Source organism: Duganella sp. Leaf126, from assembly GCF_001423125.1.
GTDB lineage: Bacteria > Pseudomonadota > Gammaproteobacteria > Burkholderiales > Burkholderiaceae_D > Rugamonas.
In genome coordinates this window covers 1-25095 of record NZ_LMNW01000036.1, presented here as the reverse complement: position 1 = coordinate 25095, position 25095 = coordinate 1, and the positions used below count along the sequence as shown (strand labels likewise).

The 25095-nt window shown below is 66.3% G+C and carries 14 protein-coding genes and 1 pseudogene; 9 read left to right on the top strand and 6 right to left on the bottom strand.

The window, feature by feature from the left end:
* Window positions 1-186: 186 nt before the first annotated feature.
* Window positions 187-951, bottom strand: a complete 765-nt coding sequence (fnr, locus tag ASF61_RS21535; protein ID WP_056160780.1) for a fumarate/nitrate reduction transcriptional regulator Fnr — start codon at window positions 949-951, stop codon at window positions 187-189.
* A gap of 207 nt (window positions 952-1158) precedes the next feature.
* Here fnr and ASF61_RS21530 point away from each other — a divergent pair, with 207 nt between their 5' ends.
* Complete coding sequence (locus tag ASF61_RS21530) at window positions 1159-2385, top strand: putative peptide maturation dehydrogenase (RefSeq protein WP_056161094.1); 1227 nt, start codon at window positions 1159-1161, stop codon at window positions 2383-2385.
* A 10-nt stretch (window positions 2386-2395) separates the two neighbouring features.
* On the opposite strand, the gene ASF61_RS21525 is transcribed toward ASF61_RS21530, so the two are convergent.
* Window positions 2396-2665, bottom strand: coding sequence for an NHLP-related RiPP peptide (locus ASF61_RS21525; protein ID WP_162242017.1), 270 nt, complete (start codon window positions 2663-2665; stop codon window positions 2396-2398).
* Between the two features lie 83 nt (window positions 2666-2748).
* On the bottom strand, window positions 2749-7758 hold the full coding sequence (locus ASF61_RS21520) for a response regulator (RefSeq protein WP_056160777.1): 5010 nt from the start codon (window positions 7756-7758) through the stop codon (window positions 2749-2751).
* A 235-nt stretch (window positions 7759-7993) separates the two neighbouring features.
* Here ASF61_RS21520 and ASF61_RS21515 point away from each other — a divergent pair, with 235 nt between their 5' ends.
* From ASF61_RS21515 to ASF61_RS21495, 5 genes are all read left to right on the top strand, one after another.
* A complete protein-coding gene (locus ASF61_RS21515) occupies window positions 7994-11914 on the top strand; it encodes a response regulator (RefSeq protein WP_229205966.1) in 3921 nt (1306 codons plus the stop codon).
* A 148-nt stretch (window positions 11915-12062) separates the two neighbouring features.
* Window positions 12063-14426: a catecholate siderophore receptor Fiu gene (locus ASF61_RS21510; protein WP_056160775.1), complete on the top strand. Its 2364-nt coding sequence runs from the start codon at window positions 12063-12065 to the stop codon at window positions 14424-14426.
* Between the two features lie 64 nt (window positions 14427-14490).
* Window positions 14491-15171: a Fe2+-dependent dioxygenase gene (locus tag ASF61_RS21505; RefSeq protein WP_056160774.1), complete on the top strand. Its 681-nt coding sequence runs from the start codon at window positions 14491-14493 to the stop codon at window positions 15169-15171.
* A 336-nt stretch (window positions 15172-15507) separates the two neighbouring features.
* The gene (locus ASF61_RS21500) at window positions 15508-18138 is read left to right on the top strand and encodes a PEP-CTERM sorting domain-containing protein (RefSeq protein WP_156369684.1); all 2631 of its coding nucleotides are present in this window, start codon (window positions 15508-15510) and stop codon (window positions 18136-18138) included.
* Between the two features lie 319 nt (window positions 18139-18457).
* Complete coding sequence (locus tag ASF61_RS21495) at window positions 18458-19633, top strand: aminotransferase class V-fold PLP-dependent enzyme (RefSeq protein WP_056160770.1); 1176 nt, start codon at window positions 18458-18460, stop codon at window positions 19631-19633.
* A 156-nt stretch (window positions 19634-19789) separates the two neighbouring features.
* On the opposite strand, the gene ASF61_RS21490 is transcribed toward ASF61_RS21495, so the two are convergent.
* On the bottom strand, window positions 19790-20230 hold the full coding sequence (locus ASF61_RS21490; protein ID WP_056160769.1) for a DUF3597 domain-containing protein: 441 nt from the start codon (window positions 20228-20230) through the stop codon (window positions 19790-19792).
* Window positions 20231-20347: 117 nt separating this feature from the next.
* On the opposite strand from ASF61_RS21490, the gene ASF61_RS21485 reads away from it, so the two are divergent.
* Window positions 20348-21805, top strand: a complete 1458-nt coding sequence (locus ASF61_RS21485; protein ID WP_056160767.1) for an MFS transporter — start codon at window positions 20348-20350, stop codon at window positions 21803-21805.
* A 529-nt stretch (window positions 21806-22334) separates the two neighbouring features.
* Window positions 22335-22580, top strand: coding sequence for a TIGR02450 family Trp-rich protein (locus ASF61_RS21475; protein ID WP_229205965.1), 246 nt, complete (start codon window positions 22335-22337; stop codon window positions 22578-22580).
* 314 nt (window positions 22581-22894) lie between these two features.
* Here the strand turns inward: ASF61_RS21475 and ASF61_RS21470 are convergent, their stop codons facing one another.
* Both ASF61_RS21470 and ASF61_RS21465 read right to left on the bottom strand, forming a co-directional pair.
* A complete protein-coding gene (locus tag ASF61_RS21470; RefSeq protein ID WP_056160760.1) occupies window positions 22895-23080 on the bottom strand; it encodes a hypothetical protein in 186 nt (61 codons plus the stop codon).
* Window positions 23081-23278: 198 nt separating this feature from the next.
* A protein-coding gene (locus tag ASF61_RS21465; RefSeq protein WP_156369692.1) for an IS3 family transposase occupies window positions 23279-24540 on the bottom strand; the annotation gives its coding sequence in 2 pieces (ribosomal slippage) (window positions 23279-24186 and window positions 24186-24540; 1263 coding nt in all).
* A gap of 283 nt (window positions 24541-24823) precedes the next feature.
* Between ASF61_RS21465 and ASF61_RS23030 the strand changes: the two are divergent.
* Window positions 24824-24997, top strand: a pseudogene (locus tag ASF61_RS23030) (AAA family ATPase); the annotation flags it as partial.
* Between the last annotated feature and the right edge of the window lie 98 nt (window positions 24998-25095).

The following is a 25095-nucleotide window of genomic DNA, read 5'->3' as shown; positions in this document are numbered from 1 at the left end:
AACAATCCCGTCATCACTATGGAAACCCTATTGTAAAACCTCGTTCGCGGTCAGCTCCGCCATCTGGACCCGCGCCCGTCGCCAATCTACCCCAGTCCTGCGCGCGGCGTCGACATGTCCGCCACACTGGGTCCCCGCCTGCGCAGGGACGACGCTTTTTGGCCAACAACATCAATACTTTTCTCTTCACTTAACCGCATGAGGATCTGCCCCCGAGGTGATGGCTTTCAGGGTGTGCGGTTCGAGCAGCGTGATGTCGCGGTTGCTCACGCGGATCAGTCCCTCCTTCTTGAATTTCGACAGCAGCCGACTGATGCTTTCGATGGTCAGGCCCAGGTAGTTGCCGATTTCTTCGCGCGACATGCGCAGCTGGAAGGCGTTGGGGGCATAGCCGCGCGCTTCGTAGCGCGACGACAGGTTGACCAGGAAGGCGGCCAGACGGCGCTGGGCCGCCATATTGCCGAGCAAGAGCATCACGCTTTGTTCGCGCGTGATTTCCTGGCTCATCATGCGGTGGAAGTGGCGCAGCAGGGTCGGCATCTCGGCCAGCAGCTGCTGCAACGTGGCGAACGGGATTTCGCACACCTCGCTGTCTTCCAGCGCCACCGCCGTGCAATGGTGCAGATCGGTGCTGATGGCGTCCATGCCCAGCAGCTCGCCGGCCATCTGGAAGCCGGTGATCTGCTCGGCGCCATCGCGGTTGACCTGGCTGGTCTTGAAGTGGCCGAGGCGGATCGCGTACAGGTTCTGGAAGCCATCGCCGGTGCGAAACAGCGGCTGGCCGCGCGCGACCTTGCGGCGCCGGCCGATGATCTGGTCGAGCCGGTCCATGTCTTCGTTACCCAGTCCCATGGGCAAGCACAGCTGATGCATGCTGCAGGTGGCGCAGCTGGCCTTGAGGATGTCGAGTGTGGCGCCGGGCAGCACCAGCGACGGCAGGTCTCTGATCATGACCGATAGTGTAGTCCATCAGCGGTAATTGTTGGGCGATGGCGCAGCATCGCCTGGGGGTATTGCCGTGCTTTCGACACTTGCACGATGCCAGTAACAGCGGGGAAAAAATATTCCGGCAGCATGCACCGTCGTGCGGCCGGCCGATGCGCTAGACTGCTTGCCGTTGTTGCCGATTCCTGCACACCCGCACAAGAGATGATGACCATGAAGCTACGCCGTTGCGCCGTGTTGTACCTCGAACCCCGCGAAGAACTGGACATCGACTGGGCCGCCCTGTTTGCCGGCACCAGCACGCTGGCGGCCAGCACCCGCTGGCTGGCGCTGGCGCCCCACCTGGACCGCGAGATCGAGGTCGATGCGGCCGACCTGGCGGCCCTGGGCGCTGTCGGCGCTTCGGTCTGGACCGAGCGCGACACTGTCCTGCGGCACCACGACGCCGCCGTCGTGGACCGGCTGCTGGGCCATGGCCTGCTGCTGGCGCAGGCGCAGCAGGAACAGGAACAGGAACAAGCAAGCCAGCAGGAGCAGTCTGGCGCCGGTCCGCTCGACATCCTGCGCGCACGCGACGAGACCCTGCGCGCGCAGCACTGGCGGCCGCTGGCGGCGCTGGCCCATACGTTCTCGCGCTGGCGCGACGTGCGCAGCGATACCGGCATGGAAGCGCCGAGCTTTGACGAACTGCTCGCCCGCCACGGCAATCCGCCGCCGCCGGTGCAGCAGGTGACGGGCAGCGCGCCGGCGGTGCCGCTGCCTGCGGCCGAGCCCGGGGTACTGGACGCGGTGCTGCTGCGCCGTTACACGGGACGCAACTACGACACCGGCGCCAGCCTGCCGCTGGCGGTGGCGGCGCGCCTGCTGCAGCGCACCTTCGGCGCCCAGGAGCTGCGCCACGTCGGCCCGCACGCCAACGTCCTGAAAAAGACCAGTCCGTCGGGCGGCGGCCTGCATCCGGTCGAGGCCTTCGTGCTGGTGCAGCGGGTCGCCGGCCTGGCGCCGGGCCTGTATCACTACCATCCGCTCGACAACACGCTGCTGCCGCTGCGCGCCGCCACGCCGGAGCAGGCGGCAGCGCTGGCAATGCAGATGGTGGCCGATCAGCACTGGCTGGCCGACGCGGCGCTGCAGGTGGTGATGGTGGGACGGGTGGAGCGCTCGTTCTGGAAGTACCGCAATCACCAGAAAGCCTACCGCGCCATGTCGCTCGACGCCGGCCACCTGTCGCAGACGTTTTATCTGCTGGCGGCGGAAGCCGGCTTGCCGGCGTTTATCACGGCCGCCATCAACGACATCGATATCGAGAACATGCTGGGACTGGACCATCTGCGCCACGCGGTGATCGCGGTGTGCGGCTGTGGCGTGGCCACGACCGGCGCGCGCGAGATGGTGGAACTGCGCTATGGTGAAACGGGACTCGGCCAGGCAAGCGCCTAGCCGGGCGACCTCAGGAAGCCAGGCGCGCGGTCGAGATGCCCGACAGCAGGAACAGCACCATCGACCGTTCGCCGGCCTGCTTGCTTTCGAGCGCAGCATGGTCGGCAGCGACGAGCTGCTTGGCAGGCAGGGTGCGCGCGGCTGGCACCTTGGCCGGATCGAGCTCGATGCCGAGCGCGCGCAGGGTGCGCACGGGATCGCCCAGCATGCGGTCGCGGAAATCGTCATCGGTGGCCAGCTTTGCCAGCATGGCGCTGAGTTGATCGACAGTTTTTTTCATGATCGGTTGCTCCATAAGGGGTGGATAAAGACAACGCGGTACGTCCTCATGCTACCGCGAACGTGCTGCCCTTTACAACGCATTTAACTGTCGCGGGCCAGATGGTCGCGCACCGCCGCCAGGACCGCCGTCAATGCCGCATCGAATGCCGACAGCGCGTCGGCCACCTGGTCCGGGGCATTGCGCAACCGCGATTCGAGGGCGTCGCTACACTGGTGCAATGCGCCCATCGACAAGTTGGCGGCCGCGCCCTTGACCTTGTGCGCCAGCAGTACTGCATCGTCGGGATGGCCGTCGGCGATCGCGGCCGCGAGTTGCGCCGGCAGCGTTGCAAATTCCTCCGCAAATTTTTGCAGCAACACCGCCAGCAGCGGGCGGTTGCCGCCCAGGCGCGCCAGCGCAGCGCCGGTATCGATCACGCTCGCGCTGCCCTGCCCCTGCCCCTGCCCCTGACCCTGCATCTGCTCCGGGCCGTGCTCAAATGCCGGCCCCTGCACCGCGCCGTGCTCGAATCCCTGACCCTGCACCGGGCCGTGCCCCGATGCCTGCGCCGGACCGCGCGCCGACGACGATGCCGCGCCGTCCTGCGGTGCCGGCGGCGACGGCGGTGCTGCGCGGCCGCCGATCCAGCCGGCCAGCACCTCGAACAGCCGTTCCGGCTCGACCGGCTTGGTGATGTAATCGTTCATGCCCATGGCCAGGCTGTTTTCGCGAAAGCCCGGCACCGCGTGCGCCGTCATGGCGATCACCGGCAGGTGCGCCGCCGAATGCCGTGCACGGATCAGCGCAGTGGCTTCGTAGCCATCCATTTCCGGCATCTGGATATCCATCAGCACCGCGTCGTACCGGCCGGCTTCGACCATGCGCACGGCCTCCATGCCGGTGGCAGCCAGGTCCACCTGCACGCCGCCGCCGACCAGCACCTCGCGCGCCACCTGCTGGTTGATCGGATTGTCGTCGACCACCAGCACGCGCGCCCCCGCCAGGCGCTGCGCCGCTACCGACAACGCACGCGCTGGCGGCGGCAGCGCCGGCGCGGTGGCGGCCAGGCCCAGTGCCTGCGCCAGTGTGCGCAGCATGCGCAGGCGGCTGACCGGCTTGGCCAGGAAGTGCTCGATACCGAGCTGGCCGGCGCTGCGCATGGCTGCCTCGCGGCCGTATTCGGCCGACATCACCACGATCGCAGGTGCCCCGCGCGCCTGGCGCAACCGCTGCACCATGGCGCCGCCCTCGGTCGCCGGCAGGTCCCAGTCCAGCACCACCACGTCCACCGGCGCTGCCAGCGTCGCCATTTCCTCTGCTGCCGCATCGGCAGAGGCGGCGGTGGTCACCAGCAGGCCGGCGTCGCGCAGCTGCTGGTCGAACATGGTCCGCACCATCGCGCTGTCATCGACCACCAGCACCCGCGTGCCGGCCAGCGCCGCCAGCAGGGCTGGCGGGTCGCCGTCATGCGCCGGCAGGCCGGGCAAGGCGATGGCGAAATCAAAACGGCTGCCGCGCGCCGGCGTGCTCTCGACGCCGATCACGCCGCCCATGGCGCGCACCAGCTGCTGCGAGATCGCCAGTCCCAGCCCGGTGCCGCCATACAGGCGCGTGGTGCTGCTGTCGGCCTGGCTGAACGCGTGGAACAGCGCTTGCTGCTGCTCGGCGCTGATGCCGACGCCGCTGTCGGTCACGCTGAAGCGCAGGCGGTCCGCAGCGGCACCGGCGTCCCGCGTGACCTGCAGCGCGATCTCGCCGCGCGCGGTGAACTTGAGGGCATTGCCGACCAGGTTGATCAGCACCTGGCCCAGCCGCAGCGGATCGCCGGCCAGGCGGCGCGGCACATCGGGCGCGGCCCAGACCACCAGTTCCAGGCCTTTTTCTGCCGCGCGCCACGAAAACAGGTCCGCCACCTGCTCGAGCACGTCCGCCAGGTCGAACGGCACGCTTTCCAGTGTCAGCTTGCCGGACTCGATCTTGGAGAAATCGAGCACGTCGTCGATGATGCCGAGCAGGTTCTTGCCGGCGCGGTTGATCTTGTGGAAGTAGTCGCGCGGCTTGGCGGCCAGGTCGAGCTGCGCACCGAGGCCGGCAAAGCCGAGGATGGCGTTCATCGGGGTGCGGATCTCGTGGCTGATATTGGCCAGGAAGTGGCTCTTGGCCCGGGTGGAGGCCTCGGCATCGGCGCGCGCCTGCTCGATGGCGCGGATCGCATCGGCCTTCTGGAAGGCCGAGATGAACGGTTCCCTGAGCGCCTTGAACATGTCCAGGTCGGCCGCGGCGAACGGCTGCTGCTGGGCAAACACCAGAAAGCCCTGCACCTGCTCGCAGCTGCCGATGCGCAGGGCCAGCACGGTGCCGCCCTGGCTCAGGTACATGCCCGCCATCACCGTCTCGGCGCCATCGACCAGCAGCGCTCGGGCCTCGGCCAGGCTCATGGCCGCGCCCGCCGCCACCGGGCCGCGCTGCCAGCTGGCCTGCACCTGCAACTGCTCGGCGCCCGGCGCGCGGATCAGTGCACAGGCGCCGCTGACGACGCCAATGGTGCTGGACTCGCGCAGGATGGTCTGCAGCAGCGCATCGACATCGAGCTGGTCGTTGATCGACTTGACGATGGCATATACCCGCGCCAGGTGGCGGGTGTGGGCGCGCACTTCGTGCTGCAACTGGATCTTCGCGGACTCGAGCTGGCGGATGCGCCAGCGGTACAGTCCCCAGCCCAGCAGCACGATGCCCAGCGCCGCGCCGGTGCGCGCCCACCAGGTCTGGTACCAGGCCGGCAGGAAGTGCAGCGTCATGGTCAGTTCGTGCGGGCTCCAGACCCCTTCGCGGTTGCTGCCGCGCAGGTGCAGGCGGTAGGTGCCCGGCGCCACGTTGGCGTAGGTGGCCACGCGGTGGCTGGCATCGGCTTCGACCCAGTCCTGGTCGTAGCCTTCGAGGCGAAACCCATAACGGTTGCGGCTGCTGGCGGAATAGTCGAGCGAGGCGAGTTCAATGTTGACATTGCGGGTACCGGCCGGGATTTCCAGGCCGCGGCTGCCTGCTGCCAGCAACGGCGCGGCTGCCACCTGGCGGTAGTCGAGCTCGACGCTGCTGACCGCCAGCTGCGGCTGATACGTCCAGCGCTGTACCGGCGCCTGCTGCGCCACCACGTAGCCGCCCGACGTGCCGAACACGGTCTCGCCCTGGGCGGTGCCGGCGCCGGCGCCGCCGAAATAGGCCTGGAACACCAGGCCTTCGGCACGCCCGAACAGCGCGACGCGCAGCGTCTCCGGATCGATCCGGGCAATGCCGTTGCCGCCCGATGCCCACATCTGGCCGCTGGCATCGCGCCGCAGGAAACTGGCGACCCTGCCGGGCAGGCTGTTGCCGAGCGCCAGACGCAGAAAGCGCGGCGTGCCGTCGGCAGTGCGGCCGTCGAGGATGGCGATGCCGCCGCTGTTGCTGGCCACCCACAGCCGGCCGCGGCCATCATAAGCGAGCGCATTGATCAGGCCCGCCGGCAAACCGTCGCTGCGCGCGGGCGCCACCGCGATCTGCTCGGCGCGGCCGGTGGCCGGATCGAGAAGGTTCAGGCCGTTGCGGGTGCCGACCCACAGCTTGCCTTCGGGCGCGGCCAGCAGGGCGGTGATGCGGCTGTCGGTGAGGGCGCCGCTGGCGGCAGGCCCCTGGTGGTAGGCCGTGACCGTGGCGGCGCGCGGATCGTAGCGCAGCAGGCCGTTTGGCGTGCCCAGCCATAATTCGCCGTCACGGCGCAGGATGCTGCCGATGCGCGGCAGCGGCTCCTGGTAGGGCAGCGGCACCTGCCGTACCCGGCTGCCCAGGCCGCTTGTGTGGTACAGCCCGCCAAGGGTGCCGATCCACGCCTCGTTCGGCTCGGCTTCGGTCATGGCCAGGACCAGGCTGCCGGGCAGGGCGGTGGCGGGCTGCGCCGGATCGGGCCGCAGGCCGGCGCGCCGGCTGCCGTCCGCTGCGATCAGGTCGATGCCCTGGTCGGCCAGCGCCACCCACAAGCGCCCGCTGCTGTCGTTCATGAAGGCCGAGGCGGAAATCTCCGGCAAGCCGACGCCGTCGAAGATGGTGCTGAAGGTGCGGTTGCGCGGATCGTGGGTATCGACCCCGCGCTCGTTGGCGACCCACACCAGCCCGCTGCGGTCGCGCCACAGCGCCGCCACCCGGTCGCTGGCCAGGCTGACCGCCACTGCCGGCCGGTGCGTGATGCGGCGGCGGATGCCGCTGGTGTCGAATTCGATCACGCCGTCGCCGTACGTTGCGGCCCACCACTGGCCGGGCGCCGTGGCCACCAGCGACAGCACCATGGCCTGACGCCGGCCCGGGTCGGCCAGCGCCAGCAGCCGCGCGCCGGCCGTGGCGGCGTCCTGGCCGGCAAAGCCGACGCCGCTGTGAAAGGTGCCGAACACCACGCCGCCCTGCGGCCCGGCGGTCAGCGCCAGGACCGCGTCGCCGACGCCGGCGATATCGTCGATGCGGCCGTCTGGCATGCGCCGCGCCAGCCCCGCGTCCGAGCCGATCCACAAGACGCCGTCGTCAGTGCGCAGCAGGGAGCGGATCTGGTTGACGCGCTGATCGCCCGCCGCCGCCGGGCGCGGGTGGTGCCGCACCACGCCGGCGGCATCCACGTAATCGAGGCCGGCCAAGGTGCCGACCCATAATCCTCCCTGGTCATCGCTGGCAAGCGCATGGATGGAAGGACTGGACAGGGCGCCCACCGCCACCCGCTCGAACCGTTCGTGCTGCTTGTCATACCAGGCCAGCCCGTCGGTGCTGGTGCCGACCCACAGCCGGCCCTGGCGGTCGACATGCAGGGTCTGGATGAAATCGCCGGGCAGCGCATGCGGATCGTTGGCGTCGAAATAGAAGTTACGCATGCGGTAACCGTCCCAGCGGCCGAGTCCGGTTTGGGCGCCGAGCCAGATGAAGCCGTCGCTGTCCTGGACCACGCTCATCACGACCGGCCCGGGGAAATCGCGCTCCGCCGGGGACAGGTGCTCGAACACCACCGGCGCCAGCGTATGCCAGCGGTCGGGGTCGGGCGCCGCACGCACGGGGGCAGCAGCCAGTCCGGCCAGCAGCACAGCGGTCGCAGTCATCAGGACGGTTGGCATCAGATCGATGTAAAAAAAACCCGTTAACTTACCCCACGCCAAGTTGCGGAGGGTAGTGCATCCTAAAGCAAAGCCTGCGCTTGCGCCATGGCAGCTCATGCGTGCAAGTCACGCGCAATTGAATCGTGTGCCCTACGCAACGCTGTTGCCACTTTTGAACTTTGATAGGAAAATTCCTACAACTAATGGTTTTTCACCCGCAGCCCTGGACAAGGACGACATGAAACCACTCGGCATCAAGACGAAAGTTGCACTGGCGACCAGTGTCACCTCGATCTTGATGATCGCCCTGGTCACCGTGGCGCAGATACAACGGGTGAAACAGGACTTTGCGCGCGTGCTGTTTACCCAGCAAACCGCGCTGATCGGCCGCACCGCCGAAGAGCTCGACGACAAGCTGATGACGCTGCTGGACCTGGTGGCGTTTTCCGCCCGCAAGCAGCCGCCCGAGCTGGGCACGTCGCCCGAACGCTTGCGCGCCTACTACCAGGACCGCGCCATGCTGGCCCTGTTCGACGAGCTGGTGATCTACAGCGCCGAGGGCAAGGCGATCGCCGATCTGCCGGCCGTGCCGGGCCGCACCGGCATGGACGTGTCCGACCGCGACTACTACAAGCAGGTGATGTACAACCGCAAGCCGATGATTACCGAGCCGGTGCTGGGCAAGTACCAGCGCGAACCGATCGTCCAGATCATCGCCCCCGTGCTCGACGAGCGCGGCGAGGTGGTGTGCATCGTGTCCGGCGTGCTGCGCTTGTACAAAAATAACTTCCTCGGCCACCTGCGCCATGCCACCGTGGGCGCCAGCGGCTATTACTTCGCCCTCACGCGCGGCCCGCGGCCGGTGTACGTGTTGCACCCCGATCCCAACCGTCTGCTGCAACCGCGCGGCGGCCAGCTCAACGACGCGACCACGCGCGCGCTGGCCGACGGTTTCGAGGGCACCATGGACAGCATCGATACCGAAGGCCGCGAGGTTCTCAACAGCTACAAGATGCTGAAATCGGTGGACTGGGTGCTGGGCATGTCGCTGCCGGCCACCGAAGCCTACGAGGCGTTCGACGGTGTGCTGGCGCGTCTGCTGCTGTGGAGCGGCCTGGCTGCGCTGCTGACGGCGATCCTGATCGGCAGCCTGACGGCCCGCCTGCTGGCGCCGCTGGTCCGGCTGCGCGACGCCATCGCCGCGCTGCGTGGCGTGCCGGCTGCCGCCGGCTATGTGCCGCTGCCGGCGCACGCCGACGACGAGGTGGGCCAGCTGACCACCGCCTTCAACCACCTGATGCACGAACGGCAGGCCGCCGACCAGCGCCTGCAAAGCGTGCTCGAATACGCCCCGAACGCGATCCTGGTGGTGGGCATGGACGGCCGCATCGAGACCGTCAACCGCGAGGGCGAGCGCTGCTTCGGCTACCCGCGCGAGGAGCTGCTCGGCCGCGAGGTCGAGCTGCTGGTGCCGGCGCCGCTGCGCGCGCGCCACACCGCCCACCGCGCGCATTTTTTTGCCGAGCGCCTCAGCGCCGAGCCCTTGCGCATGGGCGGCGGCGCCGTGCTGCACGGGCGGCGCCGCGACGGCACCGAGTTCCCGGTCGAGATCAACCTCAGTGCGGTGCGCACCGACCAGGGCACCCGCGTACTGGCGGTGATCGCCGACGTTACCGAGCCGCAGCGACTGCGCCAGGAAGCGGCGGCGCGCGCCGAAGAGCTCGAGCGCGAACGCGACCGCGCGGAAGCGGCGAACCGGGCGAAAAGCGAATTCGTCGCCAACATGAGCCACGAGATCCGCACGCCGATGAATGCGGTGCTGGGCATGGTGTATTTGCTGGGCAACACCGAGCTGACACCGCAGCAGCGCAAGTACCTGAACATGGTGCGGGTGTCGGGACAGTCGCTGCTGGCCATCCTCAACGACGTGCTCGACTATTCCAAGATCGAGGCGCGCCACATGGCGCTGGCGCCGGTGGCGTTCAACCTCGACGACACCATGCAGTCGCTGGCCACCACCATGACCATGAACGCGGGCGACAAGGAAATCGAACTGGCGATCGCAGTCGATCCGGACGTACCGCGCCACCTGCGCGGCGACGCGCTGCGGCTGCAGCAAATCCTGGTCAACCTGGCCGGCAACGCCATCAAGTTCACGGCGGCCGGCGAAGTGGTGGTGTCGGTCGCGCTGGCCACCGGGCCGGCGCCGGGCCCGGACACGGTGCGGCTGCAGTTCGAGGTGCGCGACACCGGCATGGGCATGACCGAACAGCAGCTGGGCCAGCTGTTCAGCGCCTTTTCCCAGGGCGATCAGAGCATCACGCGGCGCTTCGGCGGCACCGGCCTGGGCCTGGCCATCACGCGCCGCCTGATCGCGCTGATGGGCGGCGAGATCGCCGTCAGCAGCAGCGAAGGGCAGGGCTCGCGCTTCTGGTTCACGCTGCCGTTCGAGGTGCTGCCGGCACCGCCCGAGGCACGGCGCAAGCCCGCGCTTGGCGCCCTGCGCCTGCTGGTGGCCGACGACAGCGACACCAGCCGCGCCCTGATCGCACGGCTGATCCGCGCCTGGGGCTGGCAAGCCGACGAAGTAGCGTCGGGCGCCGAGGCGCTGGCCATGTTCCGCGCCAGCCTGGACGCGCAACAACCGTACGACGCGGTGCTGGCCGACTGGCACATGCCGGGCATGGACGGACTGGCCACCGCGCGCGGCATCCGCGCTGCCGCCCCCGGCGGCGGCCAGCCGGTGCTGGTGATGGTCAACGCGTTTGCGCGCGACCGGCTGCAGGCGATTTCCGCAGCGCCCGAGGTGAACGTGGTGCTGGTCAAACCGATCACCAGTTCCAGCCTGTTCGACGCGCTGCACGAAGTGCTGGTGAGCAGCGGCGACAGCGGCGTACAGACGGCGTCCGAGTACGGTATCGAAGGCACGCTGGCCGGCTGCCGGCTGCTGCTGGTGGAAGACAATGCCGCCAACCAGGCGGTGGCATGCGGCATGCTGGAGCTGGCCGGCGCCACGGTGGACGTGGTGGACGACGGCCAGCAGGCGGTAGACCGCATGAGCACGCGCCAGGCCGAGTACGACGCGGTGCTGATGGACATGCAGATGCCGGTGATGGACGGTTTTACCGCCACCCGCATCCTGCGCCAGGAACTCAAGCTCACGCTGCCGATCGTGGCGATGACGGCCGGGGTGCTGGAAACGGAGCGCGAACGCAGCGTGACGGTCGGGGTGACCGCCTTCATCCCGAAACCGATCGAGGCCGACCAGATGGTGGCCGTGCTGCTGCGGCACCTGCCGAAAAAACCGGCTGCCGCGCCGACTGCGCCCGGTGGTCCCGACCACCACCAGCCTGGTCACGGCGGCAGCGGCGGTGGCGGTAGCAGTGGCGGTGACAACAGCGGCAGCAGCAGCAGGAGCAGTGGCAGCGGCGCTGACAACAGCGGCGGCAGCGGCAGGAGCAGTGGCGGCGGCGCTGACAACAGCGGCGACAGCGGCACGAGCAGTGGCAGCGGCGCTGACAACAGCGGTGGCAGCGACACGAGCAGTGGCGGCGGCGCTGACAACAGCGGCAGCAGCAGCAGGAGCAGTGGCGGCGGCAGTGACGGCAATGGCGGCAGCGGCGCCGCACGGCCGTCTGCCGCACCGGCCTCAGTCATGCCGTCGTCGTCGTTGTCGTCGTCGTCGTCGTCTTCATTGTCGTCGCCATCGTCCGCCTCGTTGCCACCGCCACTGTCGCCGCCACCGGCAGTCGCGGCCAGGCTGGTGGCAGCGACCGCGCCGGCGCCCGGCAGCGAAGCCGACGTGTTCAACGTCGACAAGCTGATGCGGGTAATGGGCAAGGACGCCAAGGGCAGGGCGGTGATGCTGAAGATGGTGCGCGGCGCCATCGCGGGCGGCATGACGCCGGCCGATGAGGCCGAGCGCGCCATTACCGACGGTCGCCTGCCGGACGCCGCCCGCCAGTTCCACAGTCTGCGCGGTGCGGTGGGCGTGCTCGGCGCACGGCGCCTGATCCAGGCTACCAAGGATGCCGAGGATGCCATCGCCAGCGCCGAGCAGGCCGCGATTGTCGCCAGTAGCCAGGCCGTACGCGAGGCGCTGCAGGCCACGCTGGAACAGGCCCGCGCCTGGCTTTCGCTTCAGCACGATGGACAGTAGAAAACCCACAAAAAATTACAGAAACACCACAAGTAAACGCTATTGATAATAATTCGCATTTACTGATCGGCGATTAATCGTTACAATCTCTCACGTTTATCAAATAACAAAGCGGCACAGCCGCCCAACCTGAACGAGAGATTCTGTAATGACCGAAAGCCGTATCAAGAGCCGCAAGCACGCACCGTCGCGCTCGAACAAACACATGAGTCAACACATGAGCGCAGCACTGGCCGCGATGCTGCTGCCGGTGGCAGCCCACGCCGCTACCGCTGCCGACGAGCTGGCGCAGACGCCGCAGACCCTGCCCGCAGTGACGGTGCAGGGCACCGCCGAAGAAACATTCAAGGCAGAGCGCGCGAGCTCGGCGAAGTACACCGAAAAGCTGGTGGACACGGCCCAGACCCTCACGGTGATCAAGAAGGAACTGATCGAACAGCAAGGCGCGGTCTCGCTGACCGAAGCGCTGCGCAACACGCCGGGCGTGGGCGCCTTCTTCCTCGGCGAAAACGGCAACACCAATACCGGCGACGCCATCTTCATGCGCGGCTTCGATACCTCGGGCAGCATCTACGTGGACGGCGTGCGCGACGTGGGCTCGATCACGCGCGACATCTTCAACATCGAGCAGATCGACGTGCTCAAGGGTCCGGCCGGCACCGACAACGGCCGCAGCGCACCGACCGGCTCGGTCAACCTGGTCAGCAAGCGACCGCAGCTGGAAAACGCCTATCTCGGTTCCGTGACCGTCGGCAGCGCCAGCAAGAAGCGCGCTACTGCCGACCTCAACCAGGTGATCAACGCCGACAGCGTCAGCGCCTTCCGCCTCAACGTGCTGGCGCAGGACAGCGACAACCCGGCGCGCGACGTGGTCAAGAACAAGCGCTGGGCCGTGGCGCCATCGCTGGCATTCGGCCTCAACAGCGATACCCGCTTCACCCTGAACTACCTGCACGTCAAGCAGGACAATATTCCCGACGGCGGCGTGCTGACCATCGGCCTGCCCGGCTATACCCCGCCATACCTGGCGCCGGGCACCACGGCCAACTCGATCGCGGCCGCTGCCGCCGACCGCGTGCGCCTGGCGCCGCTAACCACGGCCGCCCCGGTCCGTTCGCGCAATTTCTACGGCTCCACGCTCGACCACGACAACGTCACCGCCGACCAGTTCACGGCGCGCCTGGAACACGACTTCGCCAACGGCGTCAAGCTGCAGAACACCACGCGCTACGGCAAGAACCAGCAGGATTACCTGCTGACGGCGTTCATGGCCACTTCCGGCAACCTGGTCGTCACCGGCGCCCCCGACACCTGGACCATGGCGCGCACCAACATGACCTTCAAGGACCAGAGCAACAAGGTACTGACCAACCAGACCAATGTCACCAGCGAATTCGGCACCGGCGCAGTCAAGCACACGCTGGTGGCCGGGCTGGAATTCATCACCGAAAAGCAAACCAACTACACCATCGCGGCCCTGCCCGGCAGCACCGGCCTGACCCGCACCAGCATCTACCATCCGGATCCGACCACGCCGCAGAACGTCGCCTTTGCCCGTAACGGCGCCCAGGCCGTGGGTAACACCGACACCCAGGCCGTGTACCTGTTCGACACCGCCAAGTTCGGCGACTGGATCGTCAATGGCGGCCTGCGCCTGGACCACTACAGCACCACCTACGATGCGGTGGCGATCCAGGGCACGGCCACGCCGCAAACGATACCGGTCGGCACCCGTACCGCGACCAACCTCAAGGTCGGCGACACGCTGGTCAACGGCAAGCTGTCGGCGCTGTACAAGCTGACGCCGGAGAGCAGCGTGTATGCGCTGGCGGCCAGCTCGAAAGCCCCGCCGGGCGGCACCAACTTCTCGCTCAGCGCCAGCGCCAACAGTGCGGCCAACCCCAACTACGATCCGCAGGAAACCACCAACTATGAAATCGGCGGCAAGTGGGATCTGCTGAAGCAGAAGCTGTCGCTGTCGGCCGCGCTGTACCGCACCACCGTCAAGAACGAAGTCGAGCAGGACGCCACCACCGGCACCTACTTCCAGACCGGCGAGAAACGCAACCAGGGCGTGGAACTGGGCGTCACCGGCGAACTCGCCCGTGGCTGGCTGGTCAGCGCAGGCTATACCCGCATGTCGGCCAAGGTCACCAATGGCCGCGCAGTGGCGGCTGACGGCGAAGTCTACCTGGCCTACACGCCGAAGCAGTCGTTCACGTCGTGGACCTCGTACACCCTGCCGTTCGGCCTGACCATCGGCGGCGGCGTGCGCTTCAACGACAAGCTGCTGCGCGGCACCGACGGCGCGGTCGGCACGCCGGCCTACATCGACTCGTACTGGGTGGCCGACGCCATGGCCAGCTACCGGATCAACAAGCACGTCGATCTGCGCCTGAACGTGTACAACATCGCCGACAAGAACTATGTTGCGGCAATCAACAAGTCCGGTTACCGTTACACCCCGGGCCAGCCGCTGTCGGGCAGCCTGACGGCCAACATCACGTTCTGAGCATCGCCCAGACTGATCGGCCCCGCCCCACCGGCGGGGCTTTTTTCATTGGAAGGAGTTGTGTATGTTGTTGCATATCCCTGGCGTACTGGACCGCGAACAGGTGGCTGCCATGCGTGCCCGCCTCGACACCACCGGCTGGGTCGATGGCCGCACCACGGTCGGCGCCCAGGGCGCCCAGGTCAAGCGTAACCGCCAGCTCGGCGACACCTCGCCGCTGGCCATCGAGCTGGGCCAGGTGATACTGACGGCGCTGGCGAACCATCCGCTGTTCTTTGCTGCCGCGCTGCCGCTGCGCACGATACCGCCGCTGTTCAACAGCTATGCCGGCGGCGAGCACTACGGCGCCCACGTGGACGGCGCCATGCGCCGCCTCCCGGGCAGCGGCGCCTGGGTGCGCACCGACGTCTCGAGCACGCTGTTCTTGAGCGCCCCCGAGGACTACGATGGGGGCGAGCTGATCATCACCGACGTGTACGGCGAGCACGAGGTCAAGTTGCCTGCCGGCGACCTGATCCTGTATCCGTCCACCAGCATCCACCGCGTGGAACCGGTCACGCGCGGTGCGCGCGTGTGTTCGTTCTTCTGGACCCAGAGCATGGTGCGCGACGACCTGCGACGCGCCATGTTGTTCGAGCTGGACCAGAACATCCAGAGCCTGCGCGCGCGCCTCGGCGACTGCCCGGAACTGGTGGGACTGACCGGCCATTATCACAACCTGTTGCGCCAGTGGAGCGAAGCTTAGCCGCCAGGAAAAGCTGCCGCCGTGCGGCGTTGTTTTTATGATCGGCCTTGTGTCTTCGGGTGCAACAAACGGTCGATCCTGAAAAAACCTTGATTACAATTGCCGCTACGGGCGGCTGACACGCGATCGCACTGGCATCGGTGCACGGCCTCCCACTTCAGGGAGGCAATCATGGCATGCAACCGTCAGGCCTTAGGGCCGCTTTCGTCTGCTTCATCTGCTTCATCCATTTCGTCTTCGTCATCTCCTTCAACGTACGCCCACAGTCCATCCCTGCCATTGCAGCAGCCGCGCAGCACGGTGCGCGCGCGCGGGTGGACCGGCCTCGGAACCGGTGTGCGCGCGCGCTTGCATTGGCTGGCGCTGGTTGGCGCCGCCTGCTGCAGCAACGCGCTGGCGGTGGAGGTGGTCTACCAGGGGCCGCCCGGCAGCAGCGGCCTGGCTGGTGCCACGCCCGGCGCGCCCGGTAGCGCCGGCAGCGCCGCGCCACCGGCGACGTATGGGCTGTTCGGCGCCGATCCGACCAACCTGCTGGTGGTACAAGGCGGCGCCGGCGGCAAGGGCGGCAATGGCGCCAACGGCATGACCGGCCAGACCGGTGGTGCAGCCGGCGCCGGCGGGGCCGGGGCCCGCGCCTCGGCACAGTTGTCGGTGACGGCGCCCGCCACCGGCGGCAGCCTGGCCGTCACCGCCGACGGCGGAGCCGGTGGCAACGCAGGCCAGCCCGGCAGCGGCGCCGCAACCGGGGCCGGTGCGGCGGGCGGCGCCGGTGGCGCAGCCTTCGCCAGCGGGGTATTGATCAGTCACGCCGGCAGCAATGGTGATGGCAACGGCGGCGGTAGCGGCAGCGGTGGTAGCGACGGCAGCGGAAACGGCAACAGCGATGTCATCGGCAGCGGTGGTGGTGGTAGAAACGGCGGCAATGGCAGCAGCGGACGCGGCAGTGGTGGACATGGCGGCAGCCATGTCAGCAGCAGCGCCGGCAGTGGAAAAGGCAGCAGCAGCAGCAACGCCAGCGGAAAAGGCAGCAGCAGCAGCGACCGCAGCGGAAAAGGCGGCAGCTATGGCAGCGGCAGCGGCGCGAGCGGCAAGAATGGGGCAGCGGTGGTGGACGGCGTGGCACAAGCTCGCGGCGGCCAGGGCGGCCGCTCCACGGGCGTACAGAACGGCGCTGACGGCGGCGCGGCACTGAGCAACCTGACGATGATAGCCACCGGCCGCAGTGCGGCGCAGGTACGCTCCCTCGCCACCGGCGGCCGGGGAGCGGACGCCACCGGTGACGGCACCATGGGCGGCCGAGGCGGCGATGCATTGGCCACGGCCGGCATCGGCAATCCGAATGCCACGCTGTCCGCCTACCGCCAGGCGGTGCACGCCACCGGCGGCGCCGGCGGCCATGCCAACCTCGATGCTGAGAACGCCCGTTACGCCTACGGCGGCCGGGGCGGGGATGCCGCAGCGACCACCAGCAGCGCGGCCAACACCCGCAGCACCACCCTGGTGCTGGTACAGAGCGCCACCGGCGGTGCCGGCGGCGACACCGTGTTCGGCTTCGCCGGACGCGGCGGCAACGCCAGCTCCACCATCAGCAAGGGTCTCGATGGTGCTCTGGCCGTCAACGTGGCCAGTACCGCCACGGGCGGCGCCGGCGGCAGTGGCGCTGGCAATCCCTTCACCGACCCGCTTTCGGGCACGCCCGGCGCGGGCGGCGACGCCGATAGCACTGTTTCGCTCGGCATGCCGCTCACCGGTACCGCGCCAGGCGCCGGCAGCTGGAACGCAGTCATTGCCGCCAGCAGCACGGCGCAAGCCGGCCGGCCCGGTACCGGCGCCTTCTCGGGGCCGGGCGGCAGCGCCGACGCCAGCGTGACGGTGGCCGGGTACGGCCGGGTCAGCGGCACGGCGCTGGCCACCGGCGGCTACGGCGGCGACCAGGGCGGCGGCGCCACGGCGCGCGCCACGGTGGCGTCCAACTACAGTGCAGCGGCCAGGGCCACCGCCAATGGCGGCGGCGCCTTTTTCAATCCGGGCGCACCCGCTGTCGCGCGTGCTGACGCTACCTCGGCCTGGCATGCCAGCGCTGACGCGGTCGCCATGTCCGGCAGCGGCCGCTTTGGCAATACGGAACCGGCTTCGGCCGTCGCCCAGGCCTCGGTATCGCGCGCACCCGCTGCGCCGCTGCCGCCGCCGACCATGGCGCGGCTGGCGCCCGAAGCGCGCGCCCATGCGCAGGCCAGCTTTCGCGGCGGCGAGGTGCTGGCCCGCAGCAGCTACCGCGACACCAGCCGGGACGCCTCGGTGGTCGCCACCGCCGGTACTGCCCAGCCGGCAAACGGCTACCAGCCGGAAGCCTACAGCGCGGCCAATATTGGCGGTCCTGCATATGGACCGTGGACGCCCGATGCCACCGTCGGCATGGTGGCGTCGTACGCCAGCGCGCTGCCGAACCGGGCTTCGCTGGCGCCGTTGCTGACCGCCTCGCCCGCCATCGCGGCCGCATTCGCCGATGCCCAGCTGCTGGGCGCGGGCACCATGGGGGCGCTGTTCTTCCCGTTCACCGGCACGGCGCAGTTCGGTGTGCCGTTCACGGCCGGCCGCCATTTGCTGCTGGGCCTGGGGCTGCCGTTCCGCTCCGACTACGACACCGCCAACTTCACCTTCTCGGTCAGCAACGGCGCCACCGAACTGGTGGCCGGCAGCTTTACGACACCGGGCGAGGCGGCGCTGTTCTTCTCCGACAGGGTCATCGACCTGGGCGTGTTCGATGGCAGCACGCTGGATCTGCTGGTGCGGTTCTCGTTCAACGGCGGCATCTACGGTTTCAGCTACGTGCTGGGCGCCGGCGACGCGCTGACGGCCGTGCCGGAACCGGGCGCCTGGCTGTCGCTGCTGCTCGGCCTGGCATTGGGCGCGCTGGTGCTGGCCCGACGCAGCGGCATGGTGGCTGTGTCACCGGCACGCGTTTAATCTGCGGCAAACTCCGGGTGTGGCAGGCGCCGGGGCTGAGGCCGACGAGGACACTCTGCTGCTGCCACTTGCCGGGCGCATGCCGGGCAAGCAGCAGCCGCCGCAGGTGCACCGTTAAAAACAATACATATTATTTATACTATTAATACTATTTATATAGTATATTTTATATAAACAATAAATTGCTGGTTTTTCAGCAAACGAGAAATTGGCGAAATCGTACGATTCCGACATCATTTTCATTTGATGTGCCGGTGTTATGTCGCTTACACTGCATGCCATACCGCGCCACCGGTGCTGTCAGCTCAGGGAATTCACATTGCCACATTCGATTGCCACCGTCGCCGCCGACGATTCCGTCTTCTGGAATGCCATCGGCGCACATTACGCGCCTTGCGCCGATTTCATCAACCTGGAAAACGGCTATTTCGGCATGCCGGCCAACCCGGTGCGCGCTGCGTTGCGCCGCTACCAGGACCAGGTGGATGTCGAGAACAGTTATTTCCTGCGTGAGCGCTGGCCGGAACGGCTGGCGCAGGTATGCCGGGCACTGGCGGCATTTACCGGCGTCGAGGCCGAAGAACTGCTGATCACGCGCAGTGCCGTGGAGTCGCTCAATATCGTGCTGCAGGGCTATCCTTTTGCGCCCGGCGACGCCATCGTCTACGCCCACCACGATTACGACAGCGCACTCGATATCGTCGCCCAGCTTGCAGCCCGGCGCGGGGTGCACGCGGTGGCGGTCGATGTGCCGCTGGACCCGGTCAGCGATGCCGCCATCGTGGCGGCCTATGCGTGCGCGATCACGCCGCGCACGCGGGTGCTGCTGCTGACCCATATCGTGCATCGCACCGGCCAGATCATGCCGGTGGCGGCGCTGGCCGCCATGGCGCGCGCGCGCGGCATCGATGTGATCGTCGATGCCGCCCACTCGCTGGCGCAGCTCGACTACCGGGTGCCGCAACTGGGTGCGCAATTTGCCGTGTTCAACCTGCACAAGTGGGTCGGTGCGCCGCTGGGGACGGGACTGCTCTACATCGCACGCGAACGGATCGCCGATATCGCGCCGCTGTACGCCGACAGCAGCCACCGGGCAGACGATATCGACAAGCTCGGTCACGTCGGCGCCGTGCCGCCGGCACCGGTGATGGCGATCGAAGATGCACTGGCCTTCCACGCGCAGATCGGCACGGCCAACAAGGAAGCGCGCCTGCGCTGGCTGGCGCGGCGCTGGATGGATGCAGTGCGCGACGTGCCCGGTGTGCGCCTCTATACGCCCAGCGATCCGCAGCGCCACTGCGCGCTGGCCGCCTTCGGCATCGACGGTCTGTCGGCAGCGCAGGTGGCGCGACGGCTGCTGGAAGACCACCGCATTTTCACGGTCGTGCGCCAGCTGGGAAGCGAGCAAATCGTACGGGTCACGCCGCACGTGTACACGCGTGCGCACGATGTCGATGCGCTGGCGGCGGCGATCGTGGCGCTGGCCCGGCGGTAACGGCCAGCGGCCGAGGTCGGCAGTTACAGTCTGCGGGTCGACAGCCTGGGTCCGCCTTGACGCTGGCCGTGACGATACGCCATCGGGGCTGCCATGCGCCGGTGCGACATAACGGCGCCCACGCCAATCAAGGCTGTCGAACAGGCTGGCGGACTTCTAGTCCTTGAGGTCGGCCGGCACCTTGCCGCCGTTTTCGGCCAGCTTGTTCATGACCTGGCGGTGCAGCCAGATATTCATCTTGGCCGAGTCGCCGGTGTCGCCGCTGTAATGCAGTTCCTGCGCCAGGTCCTTGCGGGCTTGCAGGCTGCTGTCGAGGTCGAGCAATTTCAGCAGGTCGACGATCGAGGTGCGCCAGTTGAGCGGCTGCCCCGCCTGCTGCGCCTTGCCGTTGAGGATGGCTTCCACATCCACTTCCGACAGGTGGACGCTGGCCGGCGCGGCGGTGGTTTCCGCAGCAGGCACGGCTGAGGATGCGGGCGCGGCAGGCACGGCAGCAGGATTGGCTGGCGCCGGCACGGTCGTGCCTTGCGGCGCTTCGGCGATGACCGGGTGCGACGCCGGGAAAATTTTGTGGAAGATGTTGCTCAGCATGCCCATGTCGGATCTCCTTCGGAGTAAGTGAAAAGGTTCAGGATACGGATTTGCGCGGGAGGGTCTGTGCGGGAGCTAACGGCTTGGCGACCGGCTTGCGCGCTGCGGCTATACTCGCTCCCCATGAAACAGACCGATAACGAGACGCCCGTGCGCATCCGCCGCCGCCAGCAGCTGTCCCTGCTGCTGCTGGTCATCTGCGGCGTGATCAACTACCTCGACCGCGCCACCCTGGCCGTGGCCAATGAATACATCCGCGCCGACCTCGGTCTGTCGCTGGGGCAGATGGGACTGCTGCTGTCGGCGTTCTCCTGGAGCTACGCACTATGCCAGCTGCCGGTGGGCGCGCTGGTGGACCGGATCGGTCCGCGCTGGCTGCTCGGCAGCGGACTGGTGGTGTGGTCGCTGGCGCAGGCGGCCGGCGGCTTCGCAGCCACGTTCGGCTACTTCGTGCTGGCGCGCATCGTGCTCGGGTTCGGCGAAGCGCCGCAGTTTCCGGCAGCGGCGCGCGTGGTCAGCAACTGGTTCCCGGCACACGCCCGCGGCACCCCGACCGGCATCTACAACTCGGCCTCGCCATTGGGCGTGGCGCTGGCGCCGCTGATACTGGCGCCCCTGATCGCCGCGACCAGCTGGCACTGGGCCTTCTTCATCACCGGCGCCATGGGCCTGATCGCGGCGCTGGTGTGGGTGGCACTGTACCGCGACCCGGTGCCGGCAACCATGAGCGCCGACGAGAGGACTTACTTGGCGGGGCAGGCGATGGACGTCTCGCACCAGGTGACGCCTGCCGCAGCGGCAAGCGGGTTCCCGGCGAACGGGTTCCCGGCCGCTGGACTGCCGGTCACCGAGTTGTCGGCCACTGAGTCGCCGGCCCCCGGAGTGCCGGCGGCCGCTGTCACGGCGACCGCTTTCACGGCGACCGCTTTCACGGCGACCGCGTTCACGGCGACCGTTGTCACGGCGACCGCTTCCTCCTCCTGGCTGACGCTGTTCCGCTACCGCGTTACCTGGGGCATGATGTTCGGCTTTTTTGGCTCGGTGTACCTGAACTGGGTGTTTCTGACGTGGCTGCCCGGCTATCTGCGCACCGAGCGCCACATGGACCTGGCCTACGCGGGCATCGCCGCATCGGTACCGTTCCTGTGCGGCTTTGCCGGCGCGCTGATCGCCGGCTGGGCTTCCGACCGCGTGGCGCGCACGGCAGCGTCGCCCGTAGCGGGCCGGCGCAACGCGGTGGTGGTCGCCACGCTGGGCATGGTGGTGTTCACCATACCGGCCGCGCTGGTCGACAACAACCTGGCTGCCGTGGCCTGCATCGCGGTCGTGATCTTCCTGGCCAACGCCTCATCGGCCTGCGCCTGGTCGCTGGCCACGGTGGCAGCACCGCCCGGCCGCGTGGCCTCGCTCGGCGCCCTGCAGAATTTCGGCGGCTTTTTGGGTGGTGCCCTGGCGCCGATACTGACCGGCTACATCGCCCAAACCTGGTCGTTCGTGCCGGCCCTGCTGGCAGGAGCGGCGATTGCGTTTCTGGGGGCGATGGCGTATTTGTTGTTGGTGACGGGGGCGATACCGGAGTGAGTGCCGGAGAATTTGGTCTGCTACCGCAATTTCACCAACCTGTACCTGCTGCAGAGCATTTAACGAAGCATCGAGCTGCCCCGGTGCGAGCTTTATCCGAGCCGTTGATGATGGCGATGCGTGCCAACTGTCTGAAGAGGTGCTTCGCCGCGGGAGAGGCCGAAACGATCCCAGATTTCTTGAGGACTGTTGAAGACATGATTGTCATTCAAAGTCTCGGCGGGAACGTGAGGGAGGTCACGCTGGAAAGGTAGTATGCTGGTATGCCATCGGGCGTCGGAGAACAATGCCTCAGTGATCGTGCAAAACCCGGCCGCATACCATCTTTGCGAAGGACGACGCTGCTCATCCCTTCGCGCAGTACGGCGCACAGTGCGTTGCAATGACGATAGCTGGCTGCCGGAACACCTTGGCCAGGCGGCACACCGCACCGCGCTGCTGTATGATGCGCTGGAACAGCTGGCGCAGGCCAAGGAGTTGGCTATTCTGGCCGCGCACCCGGCACTTACCTACCGCGCTGAAACACACCATGTCCGCTCCAACCATGCGCAACGCCTTGCGCCTCAATCCCGACAAACTCCTGCGCAGCAAATGGACTGCGGTCACCCCGACCAACCGGGAGAAGCACTTCATCGTGACCGCTGTGATCAAGCCCGACGTCCCCGGCACCGAGGTCGACATGATTACCATGGAAGCGGTGCTGACGCGGCGTAGCTTCGAGGTGCGCTGGCGCGAGCTGAACGACAGCAGCCTGTGGTTGCAGGGCTGGCGCTAAGCAGTTGCGAGTGCGGTATCGCGACGTCGATCTCGGCAACGAACATTCAATCAGCGTGATGAGAGCAAATAAAGTTGGTCGGGATCACGAAGGTTAAGTACTTGATTTCATTGGCCCGAGAACACAAAGAAAAGTTGGTCGGAACCTGCAAGTTAGTAGGGTGCGCGATGGAACCTGGAAATATAGTTGGTCGAGGCCGGGCGATGCAAAATTTTCCCAAGCATTAGCTCAGCTGGCTCAGGCTTTATCTGATACAAACTGTCAAATGAAACAGAGTTTTAAGAGACGCCTATAGGCTCAGCGCTCGCAGCCGTTCAGCCGCGCGAACCGCCCTCGATGTCCTGCTCGAGATCGGAAGTCTCGCGTCTGATTCGCCGCTTAAACGCCCGGTTGGTTTGCATATCGGTCATGGTATCGACGTTTTCCATCCCATACAACTTAAGCAACTCACGCTGATCATCGATAGATGTCGTGTCGAAGTTGGGGATGTATTGGTGCATGAGACTGCTTCGTTTGGCCTCGTGAAAGCTACGTGCAAACGACTTCAATTCACCCTTCGCAGCATGAAAGGCAAACCGATTGCACAACACTGTAGTGGTCAACCCATCCCGGACACTACGTTAAGTTTTTCTTCGGCGACAGCCGGCGCCAGTCCCTGGTTGAACTGATGCGGTCGTATCCAGTTATACNTGTAGTGGTCAACCCATCCCGGACACTACGTTAAGTTTTTCTTCGGCGACAGCCGGCGCCAGTCCCTGGTTGAACTGATGCGGTCGTATCCAGTTATACCGGTGCATCAGGTAATAGCTGATGTCCCGTTGTGCCTCTCGTGCCGTCATGTAACCAGTTGACGGCAGCCACTCCGTTTTGAAGCTGCGGAACAGCCGTTCCATCGGGGCATTGTCCCAACAATTTCCCCTACGGCTCATACTTTGTTGTATCCGATAGCGCCATAATCGCTGACGGAATTTTCGGCTGGCGTACTGACTACCCTGATCCGAATGAAACAGCAGCCCTTGGGGGCGACCGCGCTGCTCGAAGGCCATTTCCAGCGCTTGCACGACAAGGTCGGCATCGGGCCGTAGCGAGAATGCCCAGCCCACCGCTCGGCGAGCGAACAAATCCAACACCACAGCCAAGTAATACCATCGCCCCTGCGCCCAAACATAGGTGATATCGCCGCACCAGACGTGATTTGGCGCCTCCACTGTGAACTCACGGTTGAGATGATTCGGAATGTCGATCCGCTCCACCGTGGCCYGCTTGTAGGCGTGCCTGCCAGGTTGTTTGCAGACYAGCCCCAACTCCTCCATCAGACGACTAACTTTGAAGCGGCCAATGGCCGTGCCTTCCTCGCGCATCATGTCCATGATGCTTCGGCTCCCCGCTGAACTGCGGCTCTCAACGAACAGCTCGTGGACGCGGCTACGTAATGCCACGCGTTCAACATCAATGTGTCGCACGCGCTCCCGATGTGCATACAGGCATGATCGCGCGACGTCGAACACCGCGCAAATCAACTCGATTGATTCGTCACCACAAATCTCATCGATTACCTCGTACGTTCTATTCCTTCCGACATCAAGAGCGCGGTAGCCTTTTTTAAAATAGATTTCTCCCGCTCGAGACGTTCAATGCGCGCCTCGAGTTCCTGTATTCGTTGCTGATCCGGCGTRATCGCCTTGCCCTGTGGCGTGACGCCTTGTCGCTCCAATTGAAGCTGTTGAACCCAGCGGCGCATCAGCGATTCTCCGACGCCGATCGATCGACTGGCCTCCACGTGGCTGTATCCCTGATCCAATACCAAGCATGCTGCCTGCTGCTTGAGCCAGCGGCGCATCAGCGATTCTCCGACGCCGATCGATCGACTGGCCTCCACGTGGCTGTATCCCTGATCCAATACCAAGCATGCTGCCTGCTGCTTGAACTCAGGGGAAAATGTACGTCTTTGCTTGCTCATCAAACACCTCTCCATGGCGAGCATTCTCGCCTAAATCAGTGTCCGGGTACATTAGACCACTACACTTCGGCTATTAGGCCCAAGCCAATTTGCGCTGCGGATTAGTTGGGAATCGTCACCACATCACCCCGCACACTACTTACTGAATCAGTCCAGCCGCAGTCTGATTATTCATCATATACATCAGATTTGCAGACGTGAGAATCCATGTATTTTTCAGATGAGCAAGATGCTATCCTTTGTGGCATCGTCTGGCAAAAGACACAAGGAGCTAGAACCTGAAATGAAAATTCAATCCGTTCGTATCAAGAACTTCCGCACGTTGAAAGACGTGATGATCCCCTTCGATTCTGTCACAACATTCATCGGGCCGAATGGAGCCGGCAAGTCAACTGTACTTCGTGCGCTCGATTGGTACTTTAACGGCAAGCTTGGTTCGTTGACTGAGAAAGACTGTTTGAATCGCCACAAGTTTTCTAGACACTCGCAAGCCGCTGGAAATACTGCTTTTCATATTCGACTGGCGACAAGTCATTGCTGAAGCTGTGCCGGCGC